This is a genomic window from Streptosporangium sp. 'caverna' (assembly GCF_003203775.1).
GTDB classification, from domain to species: Bacteria; Actinomycetota; Actinomycetes; order Streptosporangiales; family Streptosporangiaceae; genus Streptosporangium; species Streptosporangium subroseum.
In genome coordinates this window covers 4,948,124-4,965,592 of sequence record NZ_CP029711.1, presented here as the reverse complement: position 1 = coordinate 4,965,592, position 17,469 = coordinate 4,948,124, and the positions used below count along the sequence as shown (strand labels likewise).

Genomic DNA, 17,469 nt, shown 5'->3' with positions numbered 1-17,469 from the left:
TTTCAAGGCCGTTAATCAGCGGCGCTCTAATGATCGGTATAGTTAAACTAGGAGACGGGGAAGGAAGATCGAATTAAACGCAGTTCCCCAGCGATGTGCCAGCCGCAGGTATTAGCATTTATCCCATGGTGAAGGAAGCGGCACCGCGGACAACAGTGCCTGTTTAGCCACCTTGACTGCCGCCCAACGTGCTTTACACGAAATTGCCCTCCGCTCATACTTGCCGCAGGAAGGCGATCGGGGGAATCCACCGTGAACGAGGCAAATCTATTACGGCACGCGCTGCACGCCGCCCGCGCCATCGTCAACAACGAGCCGTTCGTGTCCGACCTAGCCGAAGGGCTACTCCATGTCGTTGGGGCAGACTGTGTGTGTATCGACATATGCCCTGCTTGGCGGACACAGACGCCATTGGTGACAATGGCCGGAGAACCCAACGCCCTATCCGCGGGCGAGATTGACCAGTGGATGGCCCTGCACGCTGACGACCCGTACATCGGGCACCTTCTCGCCACCGGCGACCCGCTCCCGTACCGCACCAGCGACTTCATGACGTTCGACCGCTTCCGACAGACTCCCATCTATCGGGAAGTGTTCGCCCAGTACGGCATGCGCCATCTGCTGATGATGACACCACGCATCACCGACGAGGACATGGTGATCATTGGCTTGACCCGCAGACTCCACGACTTCTCCGACCGTGAGACTCGAGCTCTTCATCCCATTCGTGACCTCATCGCCACGGCACTGGACTACCAGGCCCAGATCAGCGCAATTCAAGCCAAGATCAGCGCCAGCCTGCCCGCCGCCTCACTACGCCGATTAACCCTCACCGAACGCGAAAACCAGGTGCTCGCACTCATCGCCACCGGCCACACCAATGACCAAGCCGCCCGCCAACTCGGTATCAGCTCGCGAACCATCCGCAAACACCTCGAAGGCGTCTTCGGCAAAGCCAACGTCCACAGCCGCGCTGCCGCTGTCGCCTGGTGGATCCGTCAACCCCCTGGAAGAACTCAAGCACCCACCGGCCACGCCAGCCGGCGTCTGGCCTCCGGGGAGGATCGGACCGGATTTTAGCGGTAGCACTCTCTGTGACATAAGTGACGGAGAGTGCAGGCGCACGTTTCGGTTCGGATTGGAGTTGCCCCGGTTTGGTAGACACATCAGGGCTCTCGGCTACGCGGCAGCATAGTCGTCTTCGTGAATGGGCTTAAGGGCTTGGCGCCGCTCGTATGCGGCGGGGCTGAGTTGGCCGTTCGCGGAATGGCGGCGTCGTGGGTTGTAGAACCCCTCGATGTAGGCGAAGACCGCACGCTCGGCCTCGGACCTGGTGCGGAAGGTCCGCCGGTCGATCAGCTCGCATTCCAGCGAGGCGAAAAAGCTCTCGGTGATGGCATTGTCGAAGCAGGTGCCGGTTCTGCCCGTCGAGGGGCGCACGCCGGCCTGCTCACACCACCGGCCGAAGGCAATCGAGGTATATTGCTCGGGTTCAAACTGTCGTCGCAACACTGCTGCTCAGCAGCAAGTTTAGATGATCGCTGAAGGCTTCTGCCAGCGTCTTCCATTCGAGGGTCTTTCGGGGCCTGGTATTGCGAATGCTGCGGCCGCTAACTCGTCAGCACCCCATCGTGACAGATCGGTGCCCTTAGGAAAGTACTGGCGCAGCAGGCCGTTGGTGTTCTCATTGGTGCCACGCTGCCAGAGGTTATGGGGATCGGCGAAATAGACCGGCAGCCCGGTGTCGATGCGCAGTTGAGTGTGCTGGGCCAGCTCCGTTCCACGGTCCCAGGTCAGCGAGCGGCGTAGTTGCTCCGGCAGCCCGGTGATCTCTTTGGTGATCGCGTCCCGCACGGCTTGGGCGCCGCGGCCGGCCAACGCCGGGCCGTTCTTCACGCGCTCCAAAGTGCCGTAGCCATCCATCCGGGGCAGGTGCAACAGCAGAGTGAACCGTGTCGTACTCTCCACGAGAGTGCCGATCGCCGACCGGCCGGTGCCGATGATGAGATCACCTTCCCAGTGGCCCGGGACCGCACGGTCTTCGGCCTCGGCGGGCGGGCGCTGATCAGCACCTCGGGGGTCACGTGCCCGCCGGCCTTCTGCCGTGCGCGTGCGCGCGGCACCCGCAGTGCACGCCCGGTGTGCAGACGGCGACCAGCTCCCGCTTGAGCGCTCCTCGCCCCTGGATGAACAGGGCCTGGTAGATCGCCTCGTGCGAGATCCGCATGGTGTCATCCTCGGGGAAATCGACCTTCAGCCGACGAGCGATCTGTTCTGGGCTCCACGACCTTGCCCAGCGGCGGTCCTGACGCCGGGGTTTGTTGCACCCCTTCCACAGCGCCGTCTGCGGCCCCGCCACCGGCGTGCCGTCCGGGTGGCGGACCTGTCCGGCCAGCCGCTCCTGCACATATGCGCGCAGCCGCTGGTCGGCCGCCAGTTTGGCGGTCTTCGGCCGCCGGGCTCGACGTTCGGCGTGCCATTGCGCGACCGTCGCGCGATATTCCACGTCATAGGTCCGCGTTGAGGCGTTGCGCCGGATCTCGCGGGAGATCGTCGAGGGCGACCGCCCCAGACGCCGCGCGATCTCGCGCACGCCGACCTCCTGGGCGCGGCGCAGCGCGATTTCTTCCCGCTCTGCGAACGATAGATAACGGCCCGACACCGTCGAAGCAAGGCATGGTCTCACCCCGCCAGCCTGGCGAAACCAGTGCGTTCCCACCACCGGCGACACGCCGATCTGTGCCGCGGCGTCTTCTGAGGTCGCTCCCCGAGCGATCGCTTGCCAGAATCGCACGCGATCTTCATGCCAGGCGACGGTCGGCCGTCCCGGCGAGGGGATCTGGCCGCGATACAACCGGACAGCCTGCTGCTTTTTGCCCAGGCCCATTCACCAACACCTCCAACGACAAAGTGTTGCGAGCACCGATTGAATCCACCCCTGAGATCCTGCGCGCGGCCCGGGATTTGCTGCCCAACCCCGAGTACTCCGTCACCTCGATCGCCAAGCTGCTCGGAGTGAGCGGGGGCACGCTGTACAACCACATCCCCGACCTCCGCGAGCTACGCACCGGCCACAGCACCCGCCGACTCGACATCGGGGATCAAAAGGACTGATGCCCCCGCACCCGGTTGATTAGGCACCGCCACCACGAACGCTTCGACCGCGTGGCAGCACGAGCTCCGTCAAGATTTCGATGCACGGTTTGTGTGGTTGGATGGTCGGCGCCCAGCACCCGCTCCCGCTCGGCCAGCGTCGCCTCGAACAAGGCGATCGCCTCCGCCACCCAACCCACCTCCCAGACGAGCCGCAACGTCCATAGAATCGCGCCGAAATACGACGACAGCCTGAACGACGCCTCTGGGGGCATCTTCGAGAAGGCGTGAAGCTGCGACTACTGCGACCGGGTGACCATCGAGCTGCTCACCTGCGCGTCGGCTTCGGGACTGTATAAAAAACGGCTCTGTCGCAGATTCGGTGGTGACGGAACGTCTCATTGCATCACGCTGGGTCATGCATAGTGTCGAGGAACTCGTGAATGTGGTGTTTTCGGGGTTATCACCGCTGATCGTGGAGGACGTGGCGGATGAGGGCGAGCGGATCCAAGTACGGGCACGTACCCCGGACGGACCTATCGCCTGCTCGGAGTGCGGCACCGAGACAGCACGAGTACACGGCTATCACGATCGGACCGTTGCCGATGTCCCGGTTGATGCACGTCGCGTGCTGCTGGTGGTGCGGATTCGTCGCCTGGTCTGCCCGACACGCGGCTGCCGCCAGACCTTCCGCGAACAACTACCCGGCGTACTGGAGCGCTACCAACGCCGCACACCCCGCCTGGCCTGCCAGATCGGCGCGGTGGTCCGTGAACTGGCCGGACGCGCCGGCGAGCGGGTCTTATCCGCGCTGACCGTTCGCCTGTCGCGGCATACCGCCCTGCGCCTCCTGCTGCGCCTGCCCTTGCCACCGCGCGTACCCCGGGTGCTGGGGGTGGATGACTTCGCTCTGCGCCGGCGCCACCGTGCCGATTGACGCCGAGACCCGCGAGCGTATCGACGTTCTGCCCGGCCGCACCGCCGATGTCCTGCAGGCCTGGCTTCGTGCTCATCCCGGGGTGCAGGTGGTATGCCGGGACGGCTCAGGCGCCTACGCCGAGGCGATCCGCCGCGCGCTGCCGGACGCCATTCAGGTTGGTGACCGCTGGCACCTGTGGCACAACTTCGGTGAGGCCGTCTTGAAAGAGGTCGCCGCGCACAGCGCTTGCTGGGCCAAAGCAGGAGTGCCCCCGCAGGACGGCAAGCGCGCGCAGAGCACCTGCGAGCGTTGGCAGCAGGTCCATGACCTGCTCGGCAAGGGCGTCGGCCTGCTGGAGTGCGCCCGTCGGCTGAACTTGTCCCTGGGCACCGTCAAGCGCTACGCACGTGTGCCCGAACCGCAGCGCCTGCATCGCGCCCCGCAATACCGGCCCATCCTCGTCGACCCCTACCGCGACCACCTCAAACGCCGCCGCGCCGACGACCCCGCCGTCCCCGTTCTGCACCTGTTCAACGAGATCAAAGCCCTCGGCTACCCGGGCAGCTTCAACCTGCTCTACCGCTACATCACCCAAGGACGAGTTGAAGCCGACCGCCTGCCCATTGCCCCACGCCGTCTCGCCCGGCTCCTGCTGACGCGGCCCGACAGCCTCACAGATGAGCACCGGCGCCTGTTGGACGACCTCACCACCGCCTGCCCCGAGATGATCGGCCTGACCGGGCTCGTCCGCGGTTTTACCGATCTACTTCGGCCACATGACGGCAACGCCGACCGCCTCGACGGGTGGATCACCACCGCGCGTGCCGCCGACCTCCCGCACCTGCACGCTTTCACTCGCGGTCTCGACCAGGACCGCGATGCCATCCGCGCGGTCGTCACCTTGCCCTACCACAACGGCGGCACCGAAGGCGTGAACACGAAGACCAAGCGGATCATGCGTCAGATGCACGGCCGGGCCGGTTTCGCGCTGCTCCGTCATCGCATCCTCTTGGGCTGACGCTCCGTCACCACCGAAAGAGAGACAGAGCCGTTTAATTGACAGACCCTCGGCTTCCGGCCCCGGGTCCCCCAGACGGGTCAAGGAGATCGTGCAGATCTGGCCCGCGCGCACCATCAGGGAGCTCCCGTCGGAGGTACCCGAGCCGATCCGCGACCGGTTCCAGGAAGGCTCGCGGTGTGAGGGAGCGGCCGCGTATCGAGGCGCGGCCGCGATGTATCGGGCGGCAGTGGAGGAACTGTGCAAGGAACGCGGCGCCACCAATTACAAGCTGTACGACAAGATCGAGGAGCTGCGGGGGCAGCTTGATGGCGACCTGATCTTTGATCTTCACGAGACGCGCATGCTGGGCAACGACAGCGTGCACGACGGGCTGACCTACTCCCCGGAGGAAGTCGCCAACGTCGCCGAGCTGATCGTGGAGATGACACAGACGCTCTACATCGAACCGGCGAAGAAGGCAGCGATGCGTGAAGCTCGCAAGCAGCGCCGGGAGGCGCACAAGAACGGGGAGAGTCCTGCGGATTCCTGATCAGAAGTAACCAGCCTCGCCCCCGGCCTGGAGTGTGGCCGACGCTTGCCGCCGGTCAAATCCGCTCCTTCGCTGGCGCTCGGTCGGCGGACTGGACAGTCGGCCGCGCGCCGGCTGGAGAGGCCTTCGGGGGCGAGCCGGGGACCGGCGAGGGAAGAGGAAAGCCGACCCCATCGCCTCGGAGGTCCCCGTCGAGCACGGAGCCTTCGCCCGTGGGGAAACGCGGGTCAACAAGGCTGAGCGGTTGTACCGTGCGCACATGGCCGACTCCTCACGCACTGCCCCGTCGATCGCCCACGACATCCGCCAGTTGTTCGCCCGTGTCGGGATCCCGAAGAAGGGCGACACGAGCGCCGGCGGGTATCAGTTGATGGAGAACGGCACCCAGGTCCGAGTGATGTGGTGAGCAGAGGCGAGCTTTGATCACCAGTCCGGCGATCGCGGCGTGGATCACCCCGATCACCCGCTGGTGCGCGTTGAGCGTGCCACCAGTCTCGCCATGGACCGGGCGATGGCGGACGTCCTGTACGCCGCCGGCTTTAGCGTCGTGCTCGTTCCCGGTGTGCCGAGCCGTGACGTGGAAAAGGCGAGCGACCCCAAGGTGGTGGTGGTTGCCGCTCCAGAGTTCAAAGCCTGGACCAGCGACTGATGCGGCCGCCAAATCTCCCGACCCGAGGCAGAGACTGGTGGAGTGACGTATTCGGCTGTGTCGTATTCGTCTATGCCCCCGGCGGATGCGGGTTGGTCACAACTGCTCCGGTCGGAGCCTTCAAGATGCGGTCATGGCGAGGTGGGACGGTTCGTGGCAATATGCGCTGTCCCCGTGAGCTGGATTGGCAAGCATGGCCACACCGAGCAGTGCAGCTGGCGGACTTGGCCGCCCCGACCCGGCTGGCTTACCTGGAGCTGGCCCCAACCGTGGCCGACCGCTTCGCCTGACCTCTGCGGGGTGAGACCTCCGGAGCTGCTGGCTGAACTGGGTTAGGCCGACTCGGTGGTCGAGTTGGTGGTCGGCTGACCGGAGGCCCCGCGCAGGGCTCGTGCTGCGCGGGGCGATGCGGGCCTGGTCTTAAGACTTCCAGCTGCCTTCCTGCTGGCCGTCGCACCCGTGGTCAATCTAAGCCCATAAGTGGCGTTGGCGATCTCCGTTGAAGAAGTGCCTCACCATTACAAGGACGAGCAGAGTTTCGTCGGTCCGGCATTGCTGACCTTACCTGTACGCTCATCGAGCAAAATGAGGTGCACTTTGAGGGGGTTTAAGCACGCTTTCGTCGGCGACCACGCTTCGCCAAGTTTGCCCTGAGAGTTGGCATTCCATGAATGCCAGAGAGTCTCACCGTAGCGAGGTAAGTACCTACCATCACCTGCGTATACTCCTTCGTAGTAGACGGAAAGAGAGACCTTTCCATTAGGGGTAAAATTGGAACCCCCAACTATTTTCTCGGAGATTCCGTAGTCATCGTAGTTATACGCCCCTCTAGCAGGAAGACCCGGCGGGTAGTTATATTTGTTCACCGCCGAACGGTTATACGCTTGGTTGAAGTTGCGGCTAGCGGGGCTGACGCAGACGTAGTCGGCCAGTCCGGCCTGGCGCCACACAAATCCTGGCCTGCATTTATCGGGATGCGGGTATGTGGGGAATCTGTTCGCGACGCGAGCCTTGTTCTCAGCGGCTGTTACCATCCGCCAATCCGGCAGGACGCACACGAAATCGTTGGGGAAAGCCTCTCGCCAGACGTATCCTCGCATGCACGTGTAGGGACCATAAGACTGGCTGGACGTCAGGGCCGTACCGGTGGTGGCTGCGGCGGCAGGGCCCCAGAGGTTCTGTCCCAAGGCCGCTAACGCGAGCATGAGGATCAGCAATCCGACACGTTTCATGATCCATTCCTTGTCTGCGGGTATCGCCCGTTGAGCTTGTACTCTCCGGGATCGCTGGTTTGCTTCAGGGCATTCAGGTGGGCGGCTAGGAGGTGTCCGGCGCCGAACCCAGAGGCGGTGAGCACGCCGGCGACTTCCTGTCCTGCTGCGGAAGCTGTATTCCGTCGCCGCGGGCCGTTCGGATGCGGCTACTCCACCCACTCATTGCCTGACGAGATCGTGCCCCCCCACCACTTGCAAGAGGTTCCCGGGAGACACACGACGTCCATCCGATAGACCTCGATGGACCCTAGTGTTCGGTACCAGCCTGCCCCCCATTGAGCCCCGCCATATTCCGCGTACGCCGAGGGTCCGTTAAAGCCGAGGTCACCGTTTTTGTTCATATACCCATACATCCAGTTAGTACTGGACAAGGTCACCCAACTGCTGCCGACCGTTTTCTGCACCTGCAGCTTCACCCTGATCTGGTTGCTCATTAGCGGGGTCTGGCAATCCCCCATGTACACGTACGAATAGACCCACGCCTGATTGCTGGACCAGACGCCGGGGACGACATGGTCGATGCCCGCGGTACCCCTGATGCAGTAGCTCGAGTTCGCAGCCACGCTGCCCCAGGTGTTTGCGGTGTACGCGTTGGCCGACTGGGGCATCGCCACCGTCAGCAACAGCGCAAAGATGGATAACAGCCCGAGATTTAAGGCTCGTCGCCTCGACATGATGTCTCCTTAGCGATTCGGGTACAGATACAGAGAGGTCGTTGGCATGCATGCTCCTTAAACATTTCGAGGCCGTTAATCAGTAGCGCTCTAATGATCGGCAAAACTGAACTAGGAGACGGGGAAGGAAGATCGAATTAAACGCAGTTTCCCAGCGATGTGCCAGCCGAAGGTATTAGCATTTATCCCATGGTGAAGGAAGCGGCACCGCGGACAACAGTGCCTGTTTCGCCACCTTGACTACCGCCCAAACGTGCTTTACACGAAATTACCCTCCGCTCATACTTGCCGCAGGAAGGCGATCGGGGGAATCCACCGTGAACGAGGCAAATCTATTACGGCACGCGCTGCACGCCGCCCGCGCCATCGTCAACAACGAGCCGTTTGTGTCCGACCTAGCCGAAGGGCTACTCCATGTCGTTGGGGCAGACTGTGTGTGTATCGACATATGCCCTGCTTGGCGGACACAGACGCCATTGGTGACAATGGCCGGAGAACCCAACGCCCTATCCGCGGGCGAGATCAACCGGTGGATGGCCCTGCACGCTGACGACCCGTACATCGGGCACCTTCTCGCCACCGGCGACTCGCTCCCGTACCGCACCAGCGACTTCATGACGTTCGACCGCTTCCGGCAAACTCCCATATATCGGGATGGAGTTGACCCGGTTTGGTGGACACCTGATTTCTGGGGAACCCTGGTTCCCCAAAGAAGGAGTTCACTGTGCCGACCAACTATCCGCCGGAGTTTCGCCGGCAGATGGTCGAGCTGGTGCGCGCGGGACGATCGCCGGAGGAACTCGCCAAGGAGTTCCAGCCCTCCGCCCAATCGATCCGTGTCTGGGTCCGCCAAGCCGACCTCGATGACGGCCGCCGTGCCGATGGCCTGACCAGCGCCGAGAGGGATGAGCTGGCCAGGCTGCGCCGCGAGAACAAGATTCTCCGCGAGGAGAAGGACGTCTTGCGTAAGGCCGCGGCTTTCTTCGCGCGGGAGACGGATCTGCCGAGATGAAGTTCCGGCTGATCCATGCGGAGAAAGACCACCATGATGTCTCCCTGCTGGCCCGGGTGCTCGGTGTGTCGCGCCAGGGCTACTACGCCTGGACCAAGCGCGGTCCGTCGACGCATGCCCGCCAGGACCAGGTGCTGACCGAGAAAATCCGCACGCATCATGCGGCCTCCGATGAGATTTACGGGGCGCCGCGTATCCACGCTGACCTGCGTGAGATCGACGGTATCGGAGTCGGCCGCAAGCAGGTGGCCCAGCTGATGCGGGCGGCCGGGCTGGCCAGGGTGAGCCGCCGCAAGGGCACGCCGACGACGAACCGTGACGGCAGGGCCGCCGCGACGGATCTGGTGCGGCGAGAGTTTCGCGCGGCCGAGCCGAACCGGATCTGGACCGCCGATATCACGTACGTGCCGACCTGGCAGGGTTTCCTCTACCTGGCGGTGGTTCTCGATGTGTTCTCGCGGCGGATCGTCGGCTGGGCGATGGCCGATCACATGCGCACCGAACTGGTCACCGACGCGTTGGCGATGGCGATCCATCAGCGCCGCCCTGAGGTCGGGGTGATCCATCACAGCGATAAGGGCGGTCAATATACCTCGATGGCGTTCGGCCGACGCTGTGAGCAGGCCGGTGTGCGTCCCTCGACCGGCCACACCGGCACCTGCTTCGACAATGCCATCACCGAGAGCTTCTTCGCCTCGCTGGAGTGCGAGCTGATCGACCGGCGCATCTTCCGTACCAGGTCAGAGGCCGAGCGCGCGATCTTCGCCTACATCGAGGGGTTCTACAACCCACGCCGCCGCCATTTTGCCAACGGACAGCTCAGTCCCGTCGAATACGAGCGACGCCAAGCCCTTAAGCTCATTCACGAAGACGACTATGCGGCCGCGTAGCCGAAAGCCCTGATGTGTCTACCAAACCGGGGCAACTCCAAGACAGTAGGTTGGTCGTTCTGGATTTCCCCTCGATACGGGCTCCCGCAGGTGGGAGAAAGGCGCGTAATGGCGTACAACCTGGAGCAGCTGGGCCCTATTGGGTTTCAAGATCTCGCGGCGGCGCTCGCCGTGCAGACCTTCGGTGCGGGCGTTCAGGTGATGGGGGCGGGCCGCGACGGGGGGCGAGACCTGTACTACAAGGGTCTGCTCGTCTGGCAGAAGACCGATGAACGGGCCGGTGATGCCTGGGATGGATACACGGTTTTCCAGGTCAAGCACAAGAAGCAACTGGCCGCGCGACCGGACGATGATGCGAGCTGGCTGTGGGGGCAGGTCCGGAAAGAGCTCGAGACCTGGGCTGATCCCTCCTCGGGCAGGAACCCCGTCCCTAACCATCTCGTGATCGTCACCAACGTCTCGCTGACTCCGGTACCAGGCTCTGGCGGCCATGATTCCCTGAACGAGAACATCCAGCGCTACATCAACAGCCTGGCAGATGACAGGCGCGATGTCGGCACGGGTGCCGAGCGGAAGGCCAAGCTCGCCCGTATCTCGCGATTGCGCAAGTGGCGTGTGTGGGACGGCAACCAGATCCAGACCCTGCTGAATCTGTATCCGGGCGTGCGGCAGGCTTTCCCCGGCTTCCTCACCGCAGCCGACGTGTTCGCCGACCTTGCCGAGTTCACCGGTTCCCTTCCCGTCAGGGAACTCAAAACAGGACTGCGCGCTCACGCCCGCACCACGTTGATCGGCGAAGGCACCATCTACTTCGACGAGGCCGGGAGCGGCGACGGGAGAGGTCTCCCCGTTCACGACGTCGTCATCGACCTACCGGTCACACTCAATAACGGAGTCGAGCGCGGGAGCGTGACCCAGTACGTGCTCGACCGCGGTGAGCGCATGCTGCGGCCGAAACTGACCACGCACCGCGGCCCACGTCATCTCATCGTTGCCGGCGCCCCTGGTAACGGGAAGACCACCATCTCCAAGTTCCTCATCCAGGCCTACCGGGCCGCCATGCTCGACGGTGCGAGTGACCTGAATGGGGAACACCGGCAAGTGATCTCCGGTATGAAGGACGCGCTCCAGCGGTTCGGCAGAGCACTGCCCCAGCATCGGCGCTGGGCCATGCGCATCGATCTTGCCGAATACGCCCACGATCATGGGGTCGAGGAAGACTCCACGCTGATCCGCTATATCGCCGAACGCGTCTCCAGGCGCTCAGATCTCGGCGACGTCATGCCCAGTGCGCTTGTCTCGTGGATGAAACACTGGCCCTGGTTTTTGATGCTGGACGGACTTGACGAAGTCACCGAGCCCACCGTGCGCAAGCGGCTCATCGCGCGGGTCACCGAGCTGGTCACCAACGCCGAAGCCGACGATTGCGACCTGTTCGTCGTGCTCACCACCCGGCCGATCGGCTACACCGAGAACATCGCTCCTACGCAGTTCGAGCGTATCGACCTGGACTACCTCGAACCCCACCAAGCTGTGCGCTACGGCACCTTGGTGACCAGGGTGCGGTACCGCAACGATCTCGACCGGATCGATAAGGTTGTCCGGCAGTTGGACAAAGCCGCCGACGATGAGGCGCTACGGAACTTGCTGCGTACGCCGCTGCAGGTGCTCATCATGACGATCATCGCCGGTGCGGCCGGTCTCCTCGCGCCTGACCGGTTCAGCCTGTTCTGGGGCTATTACGACATCGTCTTCAAGCGAGAGCGGGACAAGCAGACCGGCTTCACCCGGATTCTTCAAGAGCATGGGCAGCAGATTCAGCAGCTGCACGAGCGCATCGGGTTCGAGCTCCAGGCCCGCAGCGAAGCCGGCGACCGCTCCAACGCTACCCTCACCCACCAGGAGCTGGAGGACTTCACCTGGAAGGTACTGCACGAAGCCGGCTTCAAGCCCGCAGGCGTCGACGCGGACCTGCATTCCAAGATCGTCGCAGCTGCCACCCGGCGCCTGGTGCTTATCGCACCCCGCGGAGACGAAGGCTACGGATTCGACGTGCGGTCCCTGCAAGAACTCATGGCCGCGATGCACCTCACCACGGGACCACTGCACGTCGTGATCGAGCGCCTGCGGACAGCTGCTCCCAGCCCTCACTGGCGTAACACGTGGATCTTCGCCGCCGGCCGGCTGTTCTCCACCCCCCAAGACCACGAGCACAAGGCTCTGGTCGAGCTCGTGGAATCGATCGATGACGACGCCTACACTCGACTGGGCAACATCGTTCCCATCGGGCCGAGGCTGGCACTCGATCTCATCGACGATGGGATGGCACGCTCTTTGCCCAAGTGGCGAGACCGGCTCATCGCCCGCGGATTGCGAGCACTACAGGAACCGACACCCCCCGATCTCCTCGCAATTGCCCGCATACTGCTGCGCTTCGCTGATAGCGGCGACCAGCAACGTCAGACGGTCGCAGAAGGGATACGGGACGCGCTCGGCGGATCGCAGACCGCACGAAGTACTGCGGAGAACCTTCAAGAAATGGTGCACTCCGTGGCCAAGGAGATCCGTTCGCGACCGGATACCCGGTGGCTGGCCGGGGTTCTCAAACGGCCAGGCGACAGCACGCCACCTGCGCCGTCTGACGGCTGGGTGGACTTCGACGACGAAATAGCGACCCAACCCTTGTCCGAGAACGCGCTCGGCACGGTGATGAGTGCTGTCACCGCGATCCGTTGGATCAGTCAACACGGTACGCGTCCGGATGAGAAAGATCTGTATACCATCATGGCCGCCCTAGTAGATGAGCAAGGGGCGAAGGCTCTGGCTGCGGCGCTGCACCACGTCATGGCCCACGAGCCGATTGTCGTCGAGGCGCTGCGCGACGACATTCTGCCTGCTGTCCATCGTGCAGCGGTCGGCGAACTCCTGCGGTAGCCCACTGCTGCGCGCGGCAGTGGGGCTTGAGCAACAACGGGACGGCCAGTGACGAGCGCATCGCTTCGGGAGTATCGGGCCAGGCTAGCGGGGGAGAGGACGGGGTCGTTGCCGGTGATGCGGGCGGGACCGACGCCTGCGTGGTATCGACCAGGCCACTAACTGATCGTTTCAGAATGAGTTCCTGGGACGGCGGACTGCAGGTTGGCCCCAATTGTGGGCTACTTATTAAGCTGCCACGCGGGCCTGGCAAGATCCTTAGATGATCCAGCGTCGTCCCACGCATCTTCTATTCGACTTCTTCGGCACGCTCGTCGACTACTCGCCGAGCCGAGCAGGGCTATCAGCGCTCCCACGCCTTGCTGCACGAGTTCGGCGGACAGCTGGGTTACGAGCGATTCCTGGAAGTCTGGTCCGCGACCTCCGCTCGGTTCGACCAGGACAGCGCGCTCGATGACCGTGAATTCTCCATGGCCGATGTCACGACCGCCTTCCTGCGCGCGGTGCTTCCTTTGGAGCCGACGCCTGGTCAGGTGGGCGCTTTCGTGAAGACCTATCTCGCCGAGTGGAGTGCCGCAGTGCGCCACCCTGCTGGTATCGACGTCCTGCTCAAAGGGTTGAGCTCGGAGTTTCGCCTGGCGGTGGTGTCCAACACCCACAGCCCGACCATGGTGCCTGAGCAGCTCGCGGCGATGGGGGTATTCGACTCCATGGACGCAGTCGTGCTCTCCGTGGACGTAAGCAGGCGCAAGCCCCACGCGGACATCTATCAGGCGGCACTCCACCAGCTCGCGGTCTCAGCCCAGGACGTATGGTTCATCGGCGACTCCTACGAAGCCGACTACGTCGGCCCGCGCCGCATGGGCATGGAGGCGCTTCTGATCGATCCCCAGGGCAAGACATCTGTCCCGCTCCATCATCGGCTGGACACAGTTTTCGACCTGCCACACCGCCTGCGTCTGACGCTCCCGGATCTCCCAGCCGCGACGCTACCGCCCAGAACGTGATCTATTGATCATCCAGCGTGTGTTCTCAGACGCCGGAGGCAGATGAGGCTGCAGGCCAGGTCGAGCAGGCCCTGATGGAGGTCGGCGCGCCGCTCGTAGCGGATGCGGAGCCGCTTGAACTGGTGCAGCCAGGCGAAGGCGCGCTCGATAACCCAGCGTACTTTGCCTAGTCCGGAGCCGTGGGGGACGCCGCGTCGGGCGATCACCGGCTTGACGCCGCGCTTCCACAGCAGCCGGCGGTACTTGTCGAAGTCGTAGCCTCGGTCGGCATACAGGCGTCGGGGCTTGCTGCGGGGTCGTCCCCGCAGGCCCCGGATTGGTGGGATTGCGTCCAGTAGCGGCAGGAGTTGGGTGATGTCGTGACGGTTGCCGCCGGTGAGCATGACAGCGAGCGGGGTTCCGTAACGGTCGACGATCAGATGGTGCTTGGAGCCGGGACGGGCACGGTCCACGGGTGAGGGGCCCACGTGGTCCCCCCTCTGAGGGCCCGAACGTGGGACCCGTCCACGGCACAGTCGTCCAGGTCCAGAAGGTTCGCTCGGCGTAGTTCGGTCAGCAGGGCGGCGTGCAGGCGAGGCCAGACGTCGGCCTCGGTCCAGTCCCGCAGTCGGCGCCACGCCGTCACCCCGGAGCAGCCCACGGTCTCGGCGGGAACGTCGCGCCAGGCGACACCGGTCCGCTGTCCTCGGTGGTGTTCAGCCCGGACAGTACCCGGCTAGCCTCCGCCGGATACGACGCAACGGTACGGGTCTGGGATGTGGCCACCGGTAAGCAAGTCGGTGCTCCGCTGACTGGTCACACTGAGCCGGTGTACTCGGTGGTGTTCAGTCCGGACGGTACCCGGCTGGCCTCCGCCGGAGGGGACAGGACGGTGCGGGTCTGGGATGTGGCGTTGCCGCACAATCTCCTGCGAGCGGTCTGTGGCATCGCGGGCCAGGGTTTCGCCGATCAGCAGTGGCAGCAGTACATCCCCGAGGCGCCGTACCGGCCCACCTGCCCCGCTGCCTGATAGAAATCGCCACGATGATGGCCCGACGGCACGCGTCTTGCTGTGACAGCGAAGGTGAATTCGCGGTCACAGCAGTATCAACGGTCGTGGGTCAGAGACGATCCGAATCTCTCGGGATGCCGGGCAGCTGTACCAAAGCAGCGGCGGCAGGAAAGCCACCTGCAGCAGATCGGCCGCATCCTTGCCCGCGACCCCATCGGCCAGCCGGGCTCAAGCGCGACGTCACCGTTGAGGGGACGGGATCGGAATGGGATATGTCGGCCGATGTAGCATATCGCGCGAAGTGTGACCGATTTGGTCGATTCCACAGTGAGTCCCCTCGCTGCGGCCGCCCCCTCCACCTCGTGCCGGTGCCCAGTGCGTGCCTGTGCGTCGGCCGGCTCCGCGTTGCTGTTCGCCTGATCCGATCGAAAGAGATATCCATGAAGACCTTCACCCTGCCCGGCACCGACATGGTGGTGCCGAACGTCGTCCTCGGCCTGATGCGGATCCAGGACAAGACCGACGAGGAGGTGCGCACGCTCGTCGGCACGGCGCGCGACGCCGGAATCACCTTCCTCGACCACGCCGACATCTACGGCACCGGCGTGCACGGCTGCGAGCGCCGTTTCGCCCAAGCGCTCAGGCTGACCTCGTCCGAGCGTGAGCAGTTCGTCATCCAGTCGAAGGCCGGCATCGTCAAGGACGGGCCGTACTTCGACTTCTCCTATGAGCACATCGTCGAGTCGGTGAACGGCTCGCTCGAAGCGCTCGGCACCGACTACCTCGACATCCTGCTGCTGCACCGCCCCGACGCGCTCGTCGAGCCCGAGGAGGTCGCCCGCGCGTTCGACGAGTTGTCGGCCGCGGGCAAGGTCCGCGCGTTCGGGGTCTCGAACCAGACGCCGCACCAGATCGAGCTGCTGCGCCGGTACGTGACGCAGCCGATCGTCGCGAACCAGCTGCAGCTGTCGATCACGCACTCGACGATCATCGCCCAGGGCGTCGCGGCGAACATGCAGGGTCTGGACCAGTCGATCGTCCGCGATGGAGGGATCGTCGACTACTGCCGCCTGAATGACATCACGGTGCAGGCGTGGTCGCCGTTCCAGGCCGGATTCTTCGACGGTCCGTTCCTCGGCTCCGAGCGCTACCCCGAGCTGAACGCCGTGATCGACCGCCTGTCGGAGAAGTACGGTGTGCCGGGCGAGGCGATCGCCGTTGCTTGGATCACGCGTCACCCTGCGCAGATGCAGGTCGTCCTCGGCACCACCACACCCGGGCGCGTGGCCGCCGCCGCCCTCGGGTCGGACATTCCGCTCACCCGCCCCGAGTGGTACGAGCTGTTTCGCGCCGCAGGCCACACCGTGCCGTGACCCGTCCCCTCCGGTGACGCCATCGGGCGCCGTCCCCTGCGGAGGCGGCGCCTGATGACCATCGTCTCCTCCACGGAGATGTCTCGGCCGTAGTCGCGGTAGATCCCCTCCAATGACCATGCCCCGCTACAGGTGCATACAGTCGACCTGTCGAGACGAGCAAGCCCGGTCCATGTGCTCGCGATCCGCCAGACCTGCTGCAGCCGCTGAATATCAAATCTCAACGGTTACCTAGACGCCCATTCGCCACCATAGGACTACAACAGATCGGAAACAGGCGGCACAAGCTGTGCTGCGGTACGTATCGGACGGCGGTTCGCGGATCGGGGGAAGGCTGTCGTGTCGCAGAGGCAGAGGCTACCTCTGGCGGCATGATTTTGGTATGGCGAATGTGGGGAAGATCACCGTTAGCCTGCCGAAGAACCTGACAGTCCGCCTTCGGTCCTTGTCGGAAGAAGGCAGTATCGAGTCGGTGTCGGCCTATGTCACTCAAGCCGTCCAAGATCGGATGGAGCGTCAGCATCGCGCGTCGCTGTTCCTGCACCGGGCAGTGGAGCAGACCCGCGAACGCGACGGCGAAGGCTGGCAGCAGGCACAGGCGTGGGCTGATGGCCTGTACGCCCAGCTCGCCGAACAAGACGGCACCGCGCAGGGCGCCGCGTGATCGGCGCGGTGCTGGATCGCAGCGCGATCGCCTCCTGGGCGCGCCTGGACCAGTACATGGTGGCCTGGATGATGCGCGCCGAAGACGCTTCTCGTCCGTTGCTGATCGCCACCGGCGAGCTGACGCACGCGCTGGCCGCGACCGAGACCTTGCATGAGGTGGAGACCATCGGGCACCTGACGGAGACGGGCATAACGGTCCCGTCGCCGGCTGGCGATCTCACCTCGCAGCTCGCCTTCTACCTCGCCGATGTGATGCGTGATGCCAAGGACGCCGATCTCGGACAGGCGCACACCCTGATCCTGGCGCTCGCCGGGGAGTGGCCCATTCTGAGCGCCACCCCGCACCTATGGGCGGACCTTTCTCCTGGCATCTCGCTCAAGGTGCTCTCCGGCCGAGACCCGAGCAACTGAGTTCAGGTGGCTGCGAACGAGTTTGA

General features: G+C 64.2%; 16 protein-coding genes and 3 pseudogenes. 13 read left to right on the top strand and 6 right to left on the bottom strand.

From position 1 onward, the window contains the following. Window positions 1-252: 252 nt before the first annotated feature. The gene (locus DKM19_RS21885) at window positions 253-1,080 is read left to right on the top strand and encodes a response regulator transcription factor (protein ID WP_162641667.1); all 828 of its coding nucleotides are present in this window, start codon (window positions 253-255) and stop codon (window positions 1,078-1,080) included. A gap of 99 nt (window positions 1,081-1,179) precedes the next feature. Here the strand turns inward: DKM19_RS21885 and DKM19_RS21880 are convergent, their stop codons facing one another. From DKM19_RS21880 to DKM19_RS53005, 3 genes and pseudogenes are all read right to left on the bottom strand, one after another. Then, the gene (locus DKM19_RS21880) at window positions 1,180-1,512 is read right to left on the bottom strand and encodes an IS3 family transposase (protein WP_110697906.1); all 333 of its coding nucleotides are present in this window, start codon (window positions 1,510-1,512) and stop codon (window positions 1,180-1,182) included. 18 nt (window positions 1,513-1,530) lie between these two features. Continuing rightward, window positions 1,531-2,052 (bottom strand): annotated as a pseudogene (locus DKM19_RS51875) (IS30 family transposase); the annotation flags it as partial. 28 nt (window positions 2,053-2,080) lie between these two features. Continuing rightward, the gene (locus DKM19_RS53005; protein ID WP_369989569.1) at window positions 2,081-2,887 is read right to left on the bottom strand and encodes a transposase; all 807 of its coding nucleotides are present in this window, start codon (window positions 2,885-2,887) and stop codon (window positions 2,081-2,083) included. Between the two features lie 26 nt (window positions 2,888-2,913). On the opposite strand from DKM19_RS53005, the gene DKM19_RS21870 reads away from it, so the two are divergent. The 5 genes and pseudogenes from DKM19_RS21870 (at window position 2,914) to DKM19_RS21855 (ending at window position 6,211) form a co-directional block, all read left to right on the top strand. Beyond that, complete coding sequence (locus DKM19_RS21870) at window positions 2,914-3,114, top strand: hypothetical protein (RefSeq protein WP_239514375.1); 201 nt, start codon at window positions 2,914-2,916, stop codon at window positions 3,112-3,114. 397 nt (window positions 3,115-3,511) lie between these two features. Then, window positions 3,512-5,030, top strand: a pseudogene (locus tag DKM19_RS21865) (ISL3 family transposase). Between the two features lie 91 nt (window positions 5,031-5,121). Then, complete coding sequence (locus tag DKM19_RS21860) at window positions 5,122-5,562, top strand: DUF4145 domain-containing protein (RefSeq protein WP_110697905.1); 441 nt, start codon at window positions 5,122-5,124, stop codon at window positions 5,560-5,562. 259 nt (window positions 5,563-5,821) lie between these two features. Continuing rightward, window positions 5,822-5,968 (top strand): hypothetical protein, encoded by a 147-nt coding sequence (locus DKM19_RS49615; RefSeq protein ID WP_162641666.1) that lies wholly within the window; start codon window positions 5,822-5,824, stop codon window positions 5,966-5,968. A 39-nt stretch (window positions 5,969-6,007) separates the two neighbouring features. Beyond that, window positions 6,008-6,211 carry a hypothetical protein gene (locus tag DKM19_RS21855; RefSeq protein WP_110697903.1) on the top strand — a complete coding sequence of 68 codons (204 nt, stop codon included), beginning with the start codon at window positions 6,008-6,010 and terminating at the stop codon, window positions 6,209-6,211. A 518-nt stretch (window positions 6,212-6,729) separates the two neighbouring features. Here the strand turns inward: DKM19_RS21855 and DKM19_RS49610 are convergent. Beyond that, window positions 6,730-7,443, bottom strand: a complete 714-nt coding sequence (locus DKM19_RS49610) for a hypothetical protein (RefSeq protein ID WP_162641665.1) — start codon at window positions 7,441-7,443, stop codon at window positions 6,730-6,732. Window positions 7,444-7,631: 188 nt separating this feature from the next. Then, window positions 7,632-8,159, bottom strand: a complete 528-nt coding sequence (locus DKM19_RS21850; RefSeq protein ID WP_110697901.1) for a hypothetical protein — start codon at window positions 8,157-8,159, stop codon at window positions 7,632-7,634. A gap of 760 nt (window positions 8,160-8,919) precedes the next feature. On the opposite strand from DKM19_RS21850, the gene DKM19_RS21845 reads away from it, so the two are divergent. The 3 genes from DKM19_RS21845 (at window position 8,920) to DKM19_RS21835 (ending at window position 14,002) form a co-directional block, all read left to right on the top strand. Next, a protein-coding gene (locus DKM19_RS21845) for an IS3 family transposase (protein WP_110705878.1) occupies window positions 8,920-10,061 on the top strand; the annotation gives its coding sequence in 2 pieces (ribosomal slippage) (window positions 8,920-9,133 and window positions 9,133-10,061; 1,143 coding nt in all). Between the two features lie 108 nt (window positions 10,062-10,169). Continuing rightward, window positions 10,170-12,995: an NACHT domain-containing NTPase gene (locus DKM19_RS21840; protein WP_110697899.1), complete on the top strand. Its 2,826-nt coding sequence runs from the start codon at window positions 10,170-10,172 to the stop codon at window positions 12,993-12,995. A gap of 359 nt (window positions 12,996-13,354) precedes the next feature. After that, on the top strand, window positions 13,355-14,002 hold the full coding sequence (locus DKM19_RS21835; protein WP_110697897.1) for an HAD family hydrolase: 648 nt from the start codon (window positions 13,355-13,357) through the stop codon (window positions 14,000-14,002). Between the two features lie 8 nt (window positions 14,003-14,010). On the opposite strand, the pseudogene DKM19_RS21830 reads toward DKM19_RS21835, so the two are convergent. Beyond that, window positions 14,011-14,648 (bottom strand): annotated as a pseudogene (locus tag DKM19_RS21830) (IS5 family transposase); the annotation flags it as partial. Between DKM19_RS21830 and DKM19_RS53000 the strand changes: the two are divergent. From DKM19_RS53000 to DKM19_RS21810, 4 genes are all read left to right on the top strand, one after another. Next, complete coding sequence (locus DKM19_RS53000; RefSeq protein ID WP_110705877.1) at window positions 14,568-15,011, top strand: WD40 repeat domain-containing protein; 444 nt, start codon at window positions 14,568-14,570, stop codon at window positions 15,009-15,011. The pseudogene DKM19_RS21830 and the gene DKM19_RS53000 overlap by 81 nt on opposite strands. A 422-nt stretch (window positions 15,012-15,433) precedes the next feature. Then, window positions 15,434-16,366: an aldo/keto reductase family oxidoreductase gene (locus DKM19_RS21820; protein ID WP_110697895.1), complete on the top strand. Its 933-nt coding sequence runs from the start codon at window positions 15,434-15,436 to the stop codon at window positions 16,364-16,366. Window positions 16,367-16,748: 382 nt separating this feature from the next. Continuing rightward, the gene (locus DKM19_RS21815) at window positions 16,749-17,030 is read left to right on the top strand and encodes a hypothetical protein (RefSeq protein WP_110697893.1); all 282 of its coding nucleotides are present in this window, start codon (window positions 16,749-16,751) and stop codon (window positions 17,028-17,030) included. Beyond that, window positions 17,027-17,443, top strand: coding sequence for a hypothetical protein (locus DKM19_RS21810; RefSeq protein WP_110697891.1), 417 nt, complete (start codon window positions 17,027-17,029; stop codon window positions 17,441-17,443). The genes DKM19_RS21815 and DKM19_RS21810 overlap by 4 nt, the downstream gene beginning before the upstream one ends. Window positions 17,444-17,469: the final 26 nt, after the last annotated feature.